14 protein-coding genes and 1 pseudogene are annotated in these 16,160 nt (G+C 42.1%); 11 read left to right on the top strand and 4 right to left on the bottom strand.

Annotated features, from left to right (window positions below; translation table 11 throughout):
* Positions 1–642: 642 nt before the first annotated feature.
* Positions 643–1,350, bottom strand: a complete 708-nt coding sequence (locus tag B7709_RS01215) for a CPBP family intramembrane glutamic endopeptidase (RefSeq protein ID WP_084971015.1) — start codon at positions 1,348–1,350, stop codon at positions 643–645.
* Positions 1,351–1,403: 53 nt separating this feature from the next.
* A complete protein-coding gene (locus tag B7709_RS01220; protein ID WP_084971017.1) occupies positions 1,404–2,822 on the bottom strand; it encodes an NCS2 family permease in 1,419 nt (472 codons plus the stop codon).
* A 187-nt stretch (positions 2,823–3,009) separates the two neighbouring features.
* Here B7709_RS01220 and B7709_RS01225 point away from each other — a divergent pair, with 187 nt between their 5' ends.
* From B7709_RS01225 to B7709_RS01270, 10 genes and pseudogenes are all read left to right on the top strand, one after another.
* The gene (locus tag B7709_RS01225) at positions 3,010–3,822 is read left to right on the top strand and encodes a Cof-type HAD-IIB family hydrolase (protein ID WP_084971019.1); all 813 of its coding nucleotides are present in this window, start codon (positions 3,010–3,012) and stop codon (positions 3,820–3,822) included.
* Between the two features lie 335 nt (positions 3,823–4,157).
* A pseudogene (gene adhP / locus B7709_RS01230) lies at positions 4,158–5,176 on the top strand (alcohol dehydrogenase AdhP).
* Between the two features lie 299 nt (positions 5,177–5,475).
* Positions 5,476–6,465 carry a PTS sugar transporter subunit IIB gene (locus B7709_RS01235; RefSeq protein WP_084971021.1) on the top strand — a complete coding sequence of 330 codons (990 nt, stop codon included), beginning with the start codon at positions 5,476–5,478 and terminating at the stop codon, positions 6,463–6,465.
* 75 nt (positions 6,466–6,540) lie between these two features.
* A complete protein-coding gene (locus tag B7709_RS01240) occupies positions 6,541–7,353 on the top strand; it encodes a PTS mannose/fructose/sorbose transporter subunit IIC (RefSeq protein ID WP_076984815.1) in 813 nt (270 codons plus the stop codon).
* A 14-nt stretch (positions 7,354–7,367) separates the two neighbouring features.
* Complete coding sequence (locus tag B7709_RS01245) at positions 7,368–8,279, top strand: PTS system mannose/fructose/sorbose family transporter subunit IID (RefSeq protein WP_084971023.1); 912 nt, start codon at positions 7,368–7,370, stop codon at positions 8,277–8,279.
* Between the two features lie 336 nt (positions 8,280–8,615).
* Entirely contained in the window at positions 8,616–9,560 is a 945-nt protein-coding gene (folP, locus tag B7709_RS01250; protein ID WP_084971025.1) for a dihydropteroate synthase, read from the top strand.
* A 1-nt stretch (position 9,561) separates the two neighbouring features.
* Positions 9,562–10,869 carry a bifunctional folylpolyglutamate synthase/dihydrofolate synthase gene (locus B7709_RS01255; protein ID WP_084971027.1) on the top strand — a complete coding sequence of 436 codons (1,308 nt, stop codon included), beginning with the start codon at positions 9,562–9,564 and terminating at the stop codon, positions 10,867–10,869.
* Positions 10,862–11,416, top strand: a complete 555-nt coding sequence (gene folE / locus B7709_RS01260; RefSeq protein WP_084971029.1) for a GTP cyclohydrolase I FolE — start codon at positions 10,862–10,864, stop codon at positions 11,414–11,416. Before B7709_RS01255 ends, folE begins: the two co-directional genes overlap by 8 nt.
* 41 nt (positions 11,417–11,457) lie before the next feature.
* Positions 11,458–12,279: a 2-amino-4-hydroxy-6-hydroxymethyldihydropteridine diphosphokinase gene (gene folK, locus B7709_RS01265; protein WP_084971031.1), complete on the top strand. Its 822-nt coding sequence runs from the start codon at positions 11,458–11,460 to the stop codon at positions 12,277–12,279.
* The gene (locus B7709_RS01270) at positions 12,272–13,555 is read left to right on the top strand and encodes a hypothetical protein (protein ID WP_084971033.1); all 1,284 of its coding nucleotides are present in this window, start codon (positions 12,272–12,274) and stop codon (positions 13,553–13,555) included. Before folK ends, B7709_RS01270 begins: the two co-directional genes overlap by 8 nt.
* Before the next feature lie 50 nt (positions 13,556–13,605).
* Here the strand turns inward: B7709_RS01270 and B7709_RS01275 are convergent, their stop codons facing one another.
* Positions 13,606–13,923, bottom strand: coding sequence for a DUF960 domain-containing protein (locus tag B7709_RS01275; protein ID WP_084971035.1), 318 nt, complete (start codon positions 13,921–13,923; stop codon positions 13,606–13,608).
* 202 nt (positions 13,924–14,125) lie between these two features.
* Here B7709_RS01275 and ccpA point away from each other — a divergent pair, with 202 nt between their 5' ends.
* Entirely contained in the window at positions 14,126–15,136 is a 1,011-nt protein-coding gene (gene ccpA / locus B7709_RS01280; RefSeq protein ID WP_084971037.1) for a catabolite control protein A, read from the top strand.
* Between the two features lie 53 nt (positions 15,137–15,189).
* Here the strand turns inward: ccpA and B7709_RS01285 are convergent, their stop codons facing one another.
* A complete protein-coding gene (locus B7709_RS01285; RefSeq protein ID WP_084971039.1) occupies positions 15,190–16,152 on the bottom strand; it encodes an asparaginase in 963 nt (320 codons plus the stop codon).
* Between the last annotated feature and the right edge of the window lie 8 nt (positions 16,153–16,160).

The following is a 16,160-nucleotide window of genomic DNA, read 5'->3' on the forward strand; positions in this document are numbered from 1 at the left end:
GCACTTGAAACGACGCTTTTTCAGGAGAATTCTAGTCGTTTCAAGGTAAGGAGCCTTAGAAGTTTTTTGAAAGTCATATTTCTTCATTTGCTTTCGGGTCTGTTTAGAATATTTGTTGAGATCATATTAAGTGAATAAATATTCTGTGTAATATCACCTATCTTTCTTTGGTGATGGAGCGGTCAATGTAGTCAACAATTTGCATGTTCTCATTGCTTAAATGAATGAAATGTCTTCTCATATCCTCAGACTTAAGAATGCTAAATAAGGATTTCATGATGTCGTTGTCTGGGTTATTTCTTTTGCAAGGCATGGTGACTTGAATAACCTTACTCTCTTAAAAATTGTTGGAGAGTAGTAACTGTATTTCCTCTTTTTTGTGATTTTTATTCTATAACGTTCAATCAATCTGATCATGTAGTTTAGTGCATAAACATTCACAGAAAATTTCTTTGAATGCTGTGCGAAATTTTGAACTGGTTTTCGGTATTCATAGATTTTAACGTTATCCGAATAAGTTTCTTGCGTAGTAAAAGACCCCAAAAGTTAGATTTCCTTGTCTAACTTTTGGGGCGCAGTTCACTTTAAGCGCTGACTATTTATAATATAAAAAAATCAACTGGAAATATGGAATTTTCTTTTTTAGAAAGATAGACCTAAATTTCTACTAATCAAAACCAGTAGGGCTAATAAGCTAAAAGCGATACCATTAACGATCATATGAAGTAAGATCGACATCTCTAGACGTTCTGTCTTATAGGCTGTCCAAGTCAGAACCGTAGACATCCCTCCATAAATAATCACAGAGGGTAGATTAGTTGGTGTATGGAGTAAGGCAAAGACAATTGCCCCAACAACAAAGCCAATTTTTTCCTTACCACGGAAGATTTTTTTAGGAATAATCCCCCGACACAAGATTTCCTCACAAATAGGAGCAATCAAGACTAGCAAGAAAAAAGTTGAAATCAAGGAACTGTTTTGAACAAAACCATTAATGGCTGATTGATTGCTGGTTGTCGTCTCATTCATCATGCGAAGCAAAGATGAACCAAACAAGTTGGTAGCAAAAATTACTAGATAACTCAACACCAGGCGAGCCAAGTCTTGAGCCTTAAAAAAGGATAAATTAAAGCTGGCAAGCTTGGTTTTTCGAGCGCTAATGATGAATATAGCCAAAACAACAATGGCTAAGGTGCCGACTAAGAGTCCTGACTGTAAAAGTGGAAATTGTTTAACGGCCAACCAAGCAGCTAGTCCTATGGGAACTTGCGATAGAATAAAAGCCGCTAAAAGGATGAGGACCCACATTCCTCTGTTTAAAACCTCTTGCCAGATTGTCTTTTCTTTCATGTTGTACCTCCTTATAATAAAAAGGGGGAATTCGCCTTTTTCTATTATACCATTTATAGCGCCATACTGATATAGTTAAGGATAAACAAGGCATCCAAAATCCAAATCATCACGTGCACATCCTTGGCTTGACCTTTGACAAGTTTTGTCAAGGTGTATGTCAAGAAACCAACAGCAATCCCTTGTGTGATAGAGTAGCTGAATCCCATAAAGATAGAGGTGAAGAAGGCAGGAACCGCTTCAGCCATATCATCCCAAGGAATATTTTTCAAGTTAGAAAGCATCATGATTCCGACAATGATTAAAATTGGTGCTGTTGCAGCTGTTGGAACAATCGCTAGAAGTGGGCTAAAGAAGCTAGATAGGGCAAAACAGATCGCAACAACTAGGGCTGTCAAACCAGTACGTCCACCAGCACCGATACCCGCCGCAGACTCAACATAGGTCGTAACGTTTGAAGTACCTGCAATGGCACCTACTGAAGTTGCCACCAAGTCTGAGTAAAGAGCCTTGTCCAATTTAGCTGACTCATGATTTTCCCCACTTGTCGCAACGATACCAACTTTTTCACCAGTACCGATAAGCGTACCTATTGTATCAAAAATATCAGTTAGTGAGAAGGCAAGAATAGCCATCAAGGTTTCTGGTAAACGTGAAGTGTTTGATATCAAAGATCCTAAACCTTCTGAACCAAGAGCAGCACCAAACAAAGTTCCTAGATCATTAACCGCTGATGAAAGGTTGTTGCTAGCAAAGTCAATCCCTGACAATTTCACAACACCAACAGCGATGGCAAGAACAGTCGTTGTAAGGATAGATAGAATGATTCCACCTTTAATTCCTTTAACAACAAAGAAGATAGTAATAGCCAGACCTGCAAGAGCCACCAATACTGCTGGAGTATTGAAGTCTACCAAACCTGGAACGGCTGCTGAGTTTGCAGTAATTGCAGCTTGAGCCTTGTCTGCTCCTTCACCTGCTACAGTATAAGTACCCGGATCAATCGAGAATTTCAAGAAACCAGCATTCTTAATCCCCACATAGGCAAGGAAAACACCAATACCAGCTGAAATGGCAGAACGGAGCGTTGTAGGAATGGATTCGATGATCATTTTACGAATATTTGTCAAGGTAATAATCAGTGAAATAATTCCACAAATGAAGACCATACCAAGAGCTTCTTTCCAAGTATAGCCCATCCCAAATACAACTGTAAAGGTAAAGAAGGCGTTCAATCCCATACCTGGTGCTTGTGCATACGGCAAATTAGCATAGAAAGCCATCATCAAGGTACCGACTACAGAACCGATAATCGTTGCCAAGAATACACCTTGTACAGGCATGCCAGTCTGTGAAAGCATTTGTGGGTTTACAAAGAGAATATAGCTCATTGCAAAGAAAGTTGTTAAACCAGCAAGCACCTCTGTACGGACATCTGTCCCGTGCTCTTTTAGTTTAAATAGTTTGTCCATTATAAATCTCCTTTTGTTTTTTTACGAACAATATGAGTATTATATCATTTATCATTCACCTTTTCAATATGTTTGTTTGATTTATTTAACAAAATGAAATGTTTATTTTTTGTTTTGAGCCTGTTTTTCTTCTTTCTTTTTGATATAATAGTAGACATCTTATCTGGAATGTACTAGGAAGGTTTATATGACTAAAAAAATTATCGCAGTCGATTTGGACGGAACCCTGCTCAATGGTGAAAGCAAGCTCTCCGATTTTACCAAAAAGACAATCAAAAAAATTACTGAAAAGGGACACCATGTTGTTATCACAACAGGCCGTCCGTATCGTATGGCAAAAGACTTCTACCGCGAACTCGAGTTGCATACTCCCATGATTAACTTTAATGGTTCCCTCACCCATTTACCCGGGCAGACTTGGGCGCATGAGAAGTGCTTGACCTTGGACAAAAAATACCTCTTGGATATGGTCCAACGCAAAGAGGATATCCAAGCTGACTTTATTGCAGGAGAATACCGTAAGAAGTTTTATATCACAGCTCCTAATGAAGAAATCGCAGATCCCAAATTATTTGGTGTGGAAAATTTCCAACCCGAAAATCAATTCAAGCCTGAACTGGTGACCAAGGACCCCAACTGCATCCTCTTGCAAACAAGAGCTGAGGACAAATACGCCCTAGCTGACGAGATGAATCGCTTTTACCAGCACCAACTAGCGATCAATACCTGGGGAGGCCCCCTCAATATCCTCGAATGTACACCCAAAGGAGTCAACAAAGCCTTTGCCCTCGAATATTTGCTCAATGTGATGAATCGTGATAAAAAAGACTTAATTGCCTTCGGCGATGAGCAAAATGATAGAGAAATGCTGGCTTTCGCAGGCAAGGGATATGCTATGAAAAACGCTAACCCTGCTCTTCTTCCATATGCAGATGAACAACTTCCTCTGACCAACGAAGAAGATGGTGTTGCAAAAACACTTCAGGATTTGTTCTTGTAATGTATACTGGTGGCTGGCAAAAACTCCATTTGAGGAGAAGAGCCAGCAACTTCCTATGATAAAACGTATAATATCAAGGATTTCAATACCTGATCTTATGCGTTTTTATAATTTGGAAGTCTTTTTGTCAAGGAGTTTTGTGTTTTTTTCACAGTCTAGTCAACTGGTCAATCGATTGTTTATGAATTCACATTCAAACTCGTGGAAAAGGCTTTCATTTGTGATATAATACACATAAAATAGACAAGAGAGCTCAGCGAATGTGACTCTATTTGACACAAAAATCAATCCAGTCTATTTATCTCTGTTCTCAGAAAATATCAAGGAGGATAGCTATGAAAGCTGTTGTTGTAAATCCAGAAAGCACTGGTGTTGTCATTGAAGAAAAAGTACTCCGCTCACTTAAAACTGGGGAAGCACTTGTTGAAGTGGAATATTGTTGAGTTTGCCACACTGATCTTCACGTTGCTCATGGGGACTTCGGTCAAGTACCTGGTCGTGTTCTAGGACATGAAGGTATCGGTATCGTCAAGGAAGTTGCTCCAGATGTTCAAAGCCTTAAAGTTGGTGACCGTGTCAGCATTGCTTGGTTCTTCGAAGGCTGCGGTACTTGCGAATACTGTAAACTGGTCGCGAAACTCTCTGCCGTACGGTGAAAAATGCTGGATATTCAGTAGACAGTGGTATGGCAGAACAATGTATCGTAACAGCGGATTATGCTGTTAAAGTTCCAGATGGACTTGATCCAGTCCAAACTTCTTCAATCACATGTGCTGGTGTAACAATCTATAAAGCCATTAAAGAAGCAAAAGTTGAACTAGGACAATGGATAGTCTTCTATGGTGCTGGTGGTCTTGGTAACTTAGCCGTTCAATACGCCAAGAAAGTATTCAACGCTCATGTTATCGCAGTTGATATCAACAACGACAAACTGGCTCTTGCAAAAGAAGTAGGCGCAGAAATCGTTATCAATGGACTAGAAGTTGAAGACGTTCCAGAACTTATCAAAGAAAAAACAAATGGAGGAGCTCATTCAGCTGTCGTAACTGCTGTGTCTAAAGTTGCCTTCAATCAAGCTGTTGATTCCGTTCGTGCTGTTGGTCGCGTAGTAGCTGTTGGTCTTCCTTCTGAAATGATGGATCTTAGCATCGTAAAAACTGTTCTAGATGGAATTCAAGTGATTGGTTCTCTTGTTGGAACTCGTAAAGACTTGGAAGAAGCCTTCCAATTCGGGGCAGAAGGTCTGATAGTACCCGTAGTTCAAAAACGTCCAGTAGAAGATGCTGTAGCTATTTTCGATGAAATGGAAAAAGGTCAAATCCAAGGACGTATGGTACTGGATTTTACACACTAAGTTAATGATAAAATTGGGAAACGAAAGATTGCTCACTTGCAGTCTTTCGTTTTGTTTTCAATTTATTTTCAAAAAGACAGCCCATTTTCATTGTTTTTATATTAAATTTTAGTTCTTTACTTGAATACATCTTTAAAAATTCTTTATATATTAACATTTTGTAAATAGATTTTCATTGAAAATTAACACATATCTATAAGAAATGGTTGCTTTTTGTTTGAAAACGGTTTATACTTAAAGTTAGGCTTAAAGTTTTCTTAAACATTCAGTCAAACATTTTATAAGGAGGAATGACAATAATGAGTATCGGAATCATTATTGCGAGCCACGGCGAATTTGCTGCGGGTATTCATCAGTCAGGATCTATGATCTTTGGTGAACAAGAAAAGGTTCAAGTTGTAACCTTTATGCCAAACGAAGGTCCAGATGATTTATACGCTAAGATCAATAACGCTGTTGCTGCATTTGACGCAGAAGATGAGGTTCTAGTCTTGGCTGACCTTTGGAGTGGATCTCCATTTAACCAAGCTAGTCGCGTGATGGGAGAAAATCCAGAACGTAAATTTGCCATCATCACAGGACTGAACTTACCGATGTTGATCCAAGCCTACACAGAGCGCCTGATGGACGCGAATGCAGGTGTGGAAAAAGTCGCTGCGAATATCATTAAAGAAGCCAAAGATGGCATCAAAGCTCTTCCAGAAGAGCTTAACCCAGTTGAGGAAGTTGCAAGTGCTGCAGCTGCTCCAGTTGCCCAAGCTGCTATTCCAGAAGGAACTGTTATCGGTGACGGTAAACTGAAGATCAACCTTGCTCGTCTAGACACTCGTCTCCTTCACGGACAAGTTGCAACCGCTTGGACACCAGATTCAAAAGCAGACCGTATCATCGTTGCTTCAGATAACGTTGCAAACGACGAATTGCGTAAAGAATTGATCAAACAAGCAGCTCCTAACGGAGTAAAAGCCAACGTTGTACCAATCAAAAAATTGATTGAGGTTGCAAAGGATCCTCGTTTTGGTAACACACATGCTCTTATCTTGTTTGAAACACCTCAAGATGCCCTTCGTGCCATCGAAGGTGGCGTGCCAATCAAGACCCTTAACGTTGGTTCTATGGCTCACTCAACAGGTAAAACAATGATTAACAACGTTTTGTCTATGGACAAAGAAGACGTTGCAACCTTTGAAAAAATGCGTGACCTCGGTGTTGAATTTGACGTACGTAAAGTACCAAACGACACGAAAAAAGATTTGTTTGACTTGATTAAGAAAGCAAACGTTCAATAATTTTAATCTGTTTCTATCATTTTTGAAAACAGGATTAAATACTTTATTAAAACTAAATAGAAAAGGAATAAAACCATGTCAGATATTTCAATCATTTCTGCTATCTTGGTTGTAGTTGTTGCCTTCCTTGCAGGTCTTGAAGGTATCCTCGACCAATTCCAATTCCATCAACCAATCGTCGCATGTACCCTTATCGGACTTGCAACTGGTAACCTCGAAGCAGGTGTTATGCTTGGTGGATCTCTTCAAATGATCGCCCTTGGTTGGGCAAACATCGGAGCTGCCGTAGCTCCTGACGCTGCTCTTGCATCTGTTGCTGCAGCAATCATCTTGATCAAAGGTGGAAACTTTACTACTGAAGGTATCGCTGTTGCAACTGCAACAGCTATCCCTATTGCCGTAGCTGGACTTTTCTTGACAATGATTGTTCGTACAATCTCAGTTGTCTTGGTTCACTCAGCTGATGCTGCTGCTAAAGACGCAAACTTTGCTGCCGTTGAACGCGCTCACTACTTTGCTCTTGTTCTTCAAGGTCTTCGTATCGCAATCCCTGCAGCCTTCCTTATCGCTATCCCAGCTTCTGCTGTCCAAGATGCTCTTAAATTGATGCCAGAATGGTTGAACGGTGGTATGGCTGTCGGTGGTGCTATGGTCGTTGCCGTTGGTTACGCTATGGTTATCAACATGATGGCAACTCGTGAAGTATGGCCATTCTTCGCAATCGGTTTCGCTCTTGCAGCGATTTCACAATTGACTTTGATTGCCCTTGGTGTCATCGGTGTTGCCCTTGCCTTCATCTATCTTAACCTTTCTAAACAAGGTGGAAACGGTGGCGGAGGAGCTGCGACTTCTAACGACCCAATCGGTGATATCCTAGAAGACTACTAGAAAGGGGAACAATCATGGCTGAAAAAATTCAATTAACAAAATCAGATCGTCGAAAAGTTTGGTGGCGTTCACAATTCCTTCAAGGTTCTTGGAACTATGAGCGTATGCAAAACTTGGGTTGGGCTTACTCATTGATTCCAGCTATCAAAAAATTGTACACTACTAAAGAAGAACAAGCCGCTGCTCTTGAGCGTCACCTTGAGTTCTTCAACACTCACCCATACGTAGCTGCTCCTATCATGGGGGTTACGCTTGCACTTGAAGAAGAACGCGCTAACGGTGTTGAAATCGATGACGCGGCTATCCAAGGGGTTAAGATCGGTATGATGGGACCTCTTGCTGGTATCGGTGACCCAGTATTCTGGTTCACAGTTCGTCCTATTCTTGGAGCCCTTGGTGCTTCACTTGCTGCATCTGGTAACCTTGTTGGTCCCCTTCTCTTCTTCTTTGGATGGAATGCCATCCGTATGGCCTTCCTATGGTATACACAAGAGTTCGGTTACAAAGCTGGATCTGAAATCACTAAAGACATGTCTGGTGGTATCTTGAAAGACATCACTAAAGGAGCGTCTATCCTTGGTATGTTCATCCTTGCCGTCCTTGTACAACGTTGGGTATCTATCAACTTCACTGTTAACCTTCCTGGTAAACAATTGGCAGAAGGTGCTTATATCAACTTCCCAGAAGGCGCTGTAACAGGTGGAGAATTGAAGGGAATCCTTGGTCAAGCACTCAGCGGATTGAGCTTGGATAGCGTTCAACCACAAACTCTTCAAGGTCAGTTGAACTCATTGATTCCAGGATTGATGGGACTTCTCCTTACTTTCCTCTGCATGTGGTTGCTTAAGAAAAAAGTATCACCAATCACAATCATCCTTGCCCTTTTTGCAGTAGGTATCGCAGCTCGTTACTTCGGTATCATGTAATTTGGATTAATTTTCATTCAAAAGAGGAGTAACTGTTCTGTTTTTGGCGGACTGGCTTCCAGTAGCCAATAATAGAAGTAGAAAATTTCTGCATAGAGAGAACAATTATAGTTCTCTCTTTTTTGATGATAAACTATCAGGACTAGTAGTCCAAAAGCATGTTTAGTTATGGAATGTGGCATGGACCAGCTATTATTTTAGGGTTCACTATATAAGTCTGATTTAGGATGATATTCATCCGTTCCTAAAAGAAAGATGAATACTAGCGTATCCATCTTTTTCTTTTTATGGTAAAATAGAGAAATAATGTGGTGAAAAACCTTGAGGAGTGACCCTATGTCTAATAAAGCTAGTCAGGCAAAAACAGCCATTTGCGGAATTATCAATGTAACCCCAGATTCCTTTTCGGATGGTGGTCAGTTTTTTGCTGTTGAGCAGGCGCTCCAGCAAGCCCGTAAATTGATAGCTGAAGGAGCTAGTATGCTAGATATCGGAGGAGAATCGACTCGTCCGGGCAGCAGCTATGTAGAGATAGAAGAGGAAATCCAGCGTGTCCTTCCAGTTATCAAAGCTATTCGCAAGGAAAGTGATGTCCTCATTTCCATCGATACTTGGAAGAGTCAGGTAGCAGAGGCTGCTTTGGCTGCTGGTGCCAATCTGGTAAATGACATCACTGGCCTCATGGGTGATGAAAAAATGGCTCATGTGGTTGCCAAAGCGGGAGCACAAGTGGTCATCATGTTTAATCCAGTTATGGCTCGACCTCAACACCCTAGCTCGCAGATATTTCCTCGTTTTGGATTTGGACAAGCATTTACAGAGAAAGAGTTAGCTGACCTTGAACAACTACCAGTAGAAGATTTGATGACGGCTTTCTTTGAACGAGCTCTAGCGAGAGCGAATCAAGCTGGGATAGCAAGAGATAAGATCATGTTGGATCCGGGAATTGGATTTGGTCTGACCAAGAAGGAAAATCTGGTCCTTTTACGTGACCTGGATAAACTACACCAGCAAGGCTATCCAATCTTTCTTGGAGTTTCGCGCAAGCGATTTGTTATCAATATCCTTGAGGAGAATGGCTTCGAAGTCAATCCTGAGACAGAAGTCGGTTTCCGCAATCGGGACACGGCTTCGGCTCATGTAACGAGTATCGCTGCGAGACAGGGTGTAGAAGTGGTGCGCGTGCACGATGTAGCTAGTCACAAGATGGCAATTGAAATTGCCTCCGCCATTCGTTTGGCTGATGAAGCGGAAAATCTAGATTTAAAACAATACAAGTAAGATGAACGAAATTCAAAACAATCAGTGGATTGCCCACTATCGGACAGACCAACCGAATTTTGGTTTGGAGAGAATGGTGGAACTCTTGACGCTAAGAGGCAATCCCCATCTCAAACTCAAGGTCATCCATATTGGAGGGACCAATGGTAAGGGCTCTACCATTACTTTTCTAAAAAACATGCTGGAAAAGATGGGGTTGAAAGTTGGAGTCTTTAGCTCGCCTTATCTCATTCATTACACAGACCAGATTAGCATCAATGGGAAATCCATCCCTGAGGCGAGGCTAGAAGCCATGATGGCAGACTATGAGTCTTTACTTGAGGGGGAGAGGGGCCTTGCTTTACAAGGAACGACCGAGTTTGAGATTATCACAGCCCTAGCCTATGATTATTTTGCTGCTGAAAAAGTTGATGTGGCCATTATGGAAGTCGGAATGGGTGGACTTCTGGATAGTACTAATGTCTGTCAACCCATTCTGACAGGAATTACGACCATTGGCTTAGACCATGTAGCCCTACTTGGTGATACTTTGGAAGCCATAGCAGAGCAGAAGGCTGGTATTATCAAACAAGGTATTCCCTTGGTGACAGGTCACATTGTTCCAGAAGCCTTGGCTGTTATTGACCGCATTGCAGAAGGGAAAAATGCGCCGAGAATTGCCTATGGGACAGATTATCAGGTTCGCCATCAAGAAAGTGTGGTAACGGGTGAGGTCTTTGACTATACAAGTGCTGTCAGACAAGCTTGCTTCCAGACAGGTTTGCTTGGTTTGCACCAAATAGAGAATGCTGGGATGGCCATAGCTTTACTTGATACTTTTTGTCAAGAAGATGGTCGAGCCTTACCAGCTAATACCTTGGTTGCTCAAGCTTTGGAAGAAACAAGATGGCCAGGGCGTTTGGAGGTCTTGTCTAGTGACCCCTTGCTGATTTTGGATGGGGCCCACAATCCCCATGCTATCAAGGCTTTATTGGGCACCCTGCAAGAACGCTTTGCGGATTATCACAAGGAAATCCTCTTTACTTGTATCAAAACCAAGGCCTTGGAGGATATGCTGGACTTGCTAGAGACGGTGCCGGATAGTCAACTGACTTTAACCCATTTTGACGATAGTCGGGCGACTGATGAGAGCGTGCTGAAAGAGACAGCTGAGTCTAGAAATCTCAATTACCAAAACTGGCAGGAATTTTTAGATCAGAAAATGACAGAAGATGAAGAGAAAAAAACAGTTAGGATTGTCACGGGTTCCTTGTATTTCTTGAGCCAAGTGAGAGCCTATCTGATGGAGAGGAAGAACGAGAATGGATAAACAAAAGATTGAAACGGCTGTAAAAATGATTATCGAGGCCGTTGGTGAGGATGCTAACCGCGAGGGATTACAGGAAACACCTGCTCGTGTAGCTCGTATGTACCAAGAGATTTTTTCAGGTCTTGGCCAAACTGCTGAGGAACATTTGGCAAAATCCTTTGAGATTATTGACGACAATATGGTAGTGGAGAAGGATATCTTTTTCCACACCATGTGTGAACACCACTTCTTGCCCTTCTATGGGAGAGCGCACATTGCCTACATTCCAGATGGTCGTGTGGCAGGCTTGTCCAAGCTAGCGCGTACAGTTGAAGTCTATTCTAAAAAACCACAGATTCAAGAACGTTTGAATATTGAAGTGGCTGATGCCTTGATGGAGTATCTAGGGGCTAAGGGAGCCTTTGTTGTCATTGAAGCAGAGCATATGTGCATGAGCATGCGTGGTGTTCGAAAACCAGGCACTGCAACTTTGACGACAGTAGCTCGTGGCCTATTTGAGACGGATAAGGATCTCCGAGACCAGGCTTATCGTCTAATGGGACTATAAAAGAATCCGCTTTATGCGGATTTTTCTAGAAAGGACTAGTTATGGATCAACTGCAGATTAAAGATTTGGAAATATTTGCATACCACGGCCTCTTTCCAAGTGAGAAGGAATTGGGGCAAAAGTTTGTTATTTCCGCACGCTTATCCTATGATATGACCAAGGCAGCGACAGACTTGGATTTGGCGGCTTCTATCCATTACGGAGAACTTTGTCAGCAGTGGACGACTTGGTTTCAGGAAACCACTGAGGACTTGATTGAAACGGTAGCCTACAAACTAGTTGAACGTACCTTTGAGACTTATCCTCTTGTTCAAGAGATTGAGTTGGAACTCAAAAAACCTTGGGCTCCAGTGCATTTACCGTTGGATACCTGCTCGGTGACCATTCACCGTCGTAAGCAGCGGGCCTTTATCGCTCTAGGAAGCAATATGGGCGATAAGCAGGCGAACTTGGAACAAGCTATCGATAAACTGCGAGCTCGCGGCATCCATATTCTCAAAGAGTCCAGTGTCTTGACGACGGAGCCCTGGGGCGGTGTGGAGCAAGATAGTTTTGCCAATCAGGTGATTGAAGTAGAAACCTGGCTACCAGCACCAGTCTTGTTAGAGACCTTGTTAAGTATTGAGTCAGAAATGGGACGGGTTCGAGAAGTGCATTGGGGACCTCGTTTGATTGATTTGGACTTGCTCTTTGTGGAGAACCAAGTCATTTATACAGACGAACTCATCTTGCCTCACCCTTACATAGCAGAACGCCTTTTTGTTCTTGAACCGTTAGTGGAAATAGCTCCCCATTTTATCCATCCGATCTTAAAGCAACCAATTCGTTACTTGCTTAATCAGTTGGAGCAAGGCGATGCCTAAACTTTCTGAGACCTATAGCAAGTGGAAGAGCATCGGGGAGGGACTGCTTGCTATTATTTTAGGGATTCTTTTGATTCGTTTTGGACAAGTTGTTCCACGGATGGGGTACCAGTTGCTGATGGGCTACTTTTCCTTGTCAGCGGTTTGGCACTTGTTGACTCGCTGGTTTCAGGATAAAAAACGTAGGGAAAACATCCTTGTAACCTTGGCTAAGCTGATGGTTGCGGCTCTCGTATTTGACTCTATCATTTTGCAAGAGCTTGCCCTCTATCTCCTAGTCTTTATCATTGCGAGTTACCAGCTGTTTACGGGCGCCATTAGTCTTGTGACCTGGTCCCTCTATCGAAAAAATGCCATTCATCCTCGGCTTCATCATCTCTTTGATGCTGTATGGATGATAGGATTTGGTCTTTATAGCATCTCACCTTTTCACGATGCGGCGAATTTTGAATTGCTCTTGCTTGGATTTTACTTGCTCATGCTAGGAGCCAGCAGTCTTCGGGACGGTTTCTTTTTTGAGAGGATAGAAAGCAATCCTAAGCTGAAACGGCGAATGCGAATGACCTTACCGATCTTTGTGACGGCTCTGATCCCTATCAGTACCTTACGCAAATTGAATGAGTGGCTGTCAAATCATGAAAGCCAAGAAGGAGAAGTTCATTCAGAAAGAAAAAACGACCAGACGGTTGATCTGGAAGTTTTTGTCCATACTTCAGAAACCTCTTTTTTCCTTGCCATGGGACATGTGGATATTTGTTATCAGGAGAGGGTTATTTCCTATGGTTCGTATGATCCCCACTCAGAGCGTTTATTCGGCATGGTTGGAGACGGTGTTTTGTTTAAAGCCGATCGGGAAAAATACATTGAACTTTGTAAGAGGGAAAGTCAGAAGACCTTGTTTGCTTATGGTCTGAGTTTGACAGACCGACAGAAAGCTGCTATCCAAGATCGTTTGGCAGAGATAGAAGATTTGTTAATTCCTTGGGAGCCAAGCTCGCAGTTGATGAAAAGAAGAGAGGGCGAGGTCAAGCATACCTACTCCTACCAACTGCAACAGGAAGCAGATGCGACCCTCTATAAATTTAGCTCATCTGAGTTTAAGACCTACTTTGTTCTCAGTACCAATTGTGTCTTGCTGGCAGACTCAATCGTGGGAAAAGCTGGGACTGATATATTGAGTCCCCAAGGTTTCATCGTACCAGGTACTTACCAGGATTACCTTGACTTAGAGTATACAAAACCCAATGGTCTGGTTGTTAGTCGCTCCATTTATTAGAAAAATAAAACTCTAGTTCCTCAGTAGTTTGCGCCGAGAAGCTAGAGTTTTTAAAAAAGGTCATTTTCTTCAGGAAGGAGGATGGTTTCTTTCCCGTCCATGTCTAAAACAAGAATCCGAGGAGGGTAAAGAGGGTCGAAGGGATGATTAAAATCAAAGTCGATACTAGTCGGCAGATGCTGACTAGAGAAATGGAAGGTGATGGTTCCCTCATTATTGAGCAGTTGAAATTCGAGTTCTTCTTCTAATTCAAAGACGTTTTTCAAAAAATGATCGATAATAAACCATAAAGAGTCAATGACATCATCAGGCAAGCTGGTCACAACGCCAAAACTGGCCGAACGTCTCTGGGTATTTGTAAAAGCCATAGCCTCTCCCTCCTTTTTTTCTTATCATACAGCAAACTGATTTAAAAATCAAGAAAAGTTTCTTCCTTTTTTTAAAATGTGAGTATCAAATGAAATTTTTTCAAAGTTTCTCTAAAAAATACTTGAAAGTGTTTACAATAAGTGATAAAATGGAGTAAACAGATGCGTGAAAGCGAAATTTTCAATACAGAAAGGAAACGGAATGAACACAGACGATACAGTAACGATTTATGACGTTGCTCGTGAAGCGGGTGTTTCCATGGCAACTGTTAGCCGTGTAGTGAACGGAAATAAGAATGTCAAAGAGAATACTCGTAAAAAAGTTCTAGAGGTGATTGATCGTCTTGACTACCGTCCAAATGCGGTAGCGCGTGGATTGGCCAGCAAGAAAACCACTACAGTTGGTGTTGTGATTCCAAATATCACCAATGGCTATTTTTCAACCCTAGCCAAGGGGATTGATGATATTGCAGAGATGTATAAGTACAATATCGTCCTTGCCAACAGTGATGAAGACGATGAAAAAGAAGTTTCAGTAGTTAATACTCTCTTTTCAAAACAGGTTGACGGAATTATTTTTATGGGCTATCACTTGACTGAAAAGATTCGTTCAGAATTTTCCCGTTCTCGGACACCAGTTGTCCTTGCAGGGACGGTGGATATCGAACACCAGTTGCCAAGCGTTAATATTGACTACAGACAAGCAACGATTGACGCAGTGAGCTACCTTCTCAAAGAAAATGAGAAAATTGCTTTTGTGAGTGGACCACTTGTTGATGATATCAATGGCAAGGTTCGTTTGGTTGGTTATAAGGAAGCGTTGAAGAAAGCAGGAATCTCTTATAGCGAGGGCTTGGTATTTGAGTCTAAATACAGCTATAATGATGGTTACACCTTGGCAGAACGCTTGATTTCATCACAAGCCACAGCTGCAGTTGTAACTGGTGATGAATTGGCAGCAGGTGTGTTGAATGGTTTGGCTGACCATGGTGTATCTGTGCCAGAAGAGTTTGAAATCATTACGACGGATGACTCTCAAATTGCACGATACACTCGTCCAAACTTGACAACTATTGCCCAACCTCTTTATGACCTAGGCGCTATCAGCATGCGTATGTTGACTAAGATTATGCATAAGGAAGAGTTGGAAGAACGTGAAGTTCTCTTGCCTCATGGTTTGACAGAACGTCGCTCTACACGAAAACGTAAATAGAAAAAATCAGGAAATCTTCACGATTTCCTGATTTTTTGTTCTAGAGAAGAGGATTAGCCTTCCATATAGTCTTTTAAGGCCTGTCCTTTTAGTTCAGCATTAAGGGCAATTAATAATTTGAGTCGAGCTTTTTGAGCATTGAGTTCTTTGACAAAGAGAACACCAGACTCTTGCAATTGAACCCCTCCCCCTTGGTAAGCGTAGACGGGTTCGGCAATACCATTAAAGCATCGTGAAACCAGGGCGACGGGGATTCCTTTTTGGAGGAGATTTTCCAACTTTTGAGCTGTTTCTTTGGGAACATTTCCAGCTCCAAAAGCTTGAATGACTAAGCCATCCAGTTGTTCTAAGTCTAACATATCGATTAGCTCGTCTGTCATACCTGCATAGGCTGAGATGATGGGAACCAGACCTTGTATGTAATCAAGATCAAAGCGGACTCGTGGTTCGGCTGTTTTGAAGTAGAGGATTTCTTGCTTCATGATGAGACCAAGTGGTCCGTGTGTTGGGGTTTGAAAGGTGCTGACGTTGGTTGTATGAGTTTTGGTAACATACTTGGCTGCATGGATCTCATCGTTCATGACGACCAAAACGCCCTTGTCGGCTGCTTTATCATCGCTGGCAACCCGTAAAGCACTCAGATAGTTATATACACCGTCACTACCAAGTTCGTTAGAACTACGCATAGCTCCTGTTAGAACGATAGGCATGAGCGGGATTTCCATAGTATCAAGGAAGTAGGCAGTTTCCTCTAGCGTATCTGTCCCATGTGTGATGACAACCCCATCGTAGTTGTCTGCTTCCTCTTTAATCTTATGGTAGAGGGCTAGCATGTGTTTGGGTTTGATATGGGGGCTCGGAAGGTTTAAAAAATCGAGCGCATGGACTTCTATTCCTTTAAGAGGATTGGTGACGTGGTTCATGGGATTGTCCTGGCTGGTCACAACAGCGCCTGAAGCGTCTGCCTGCATAGAAATAGTCCCACCTGTATGTAAAACAAGGATTTTCTTAGTCATGATTTACT

The organism is Streptococcus oralis subsp. dentisani (genome assembly GCF_002096335.1).
Lineage (GTDB): Bacteria > Bacillota > Bacilli > Lactobacillales > Streptococcaceae > Streptococcus > Streptococcus oralis_Z.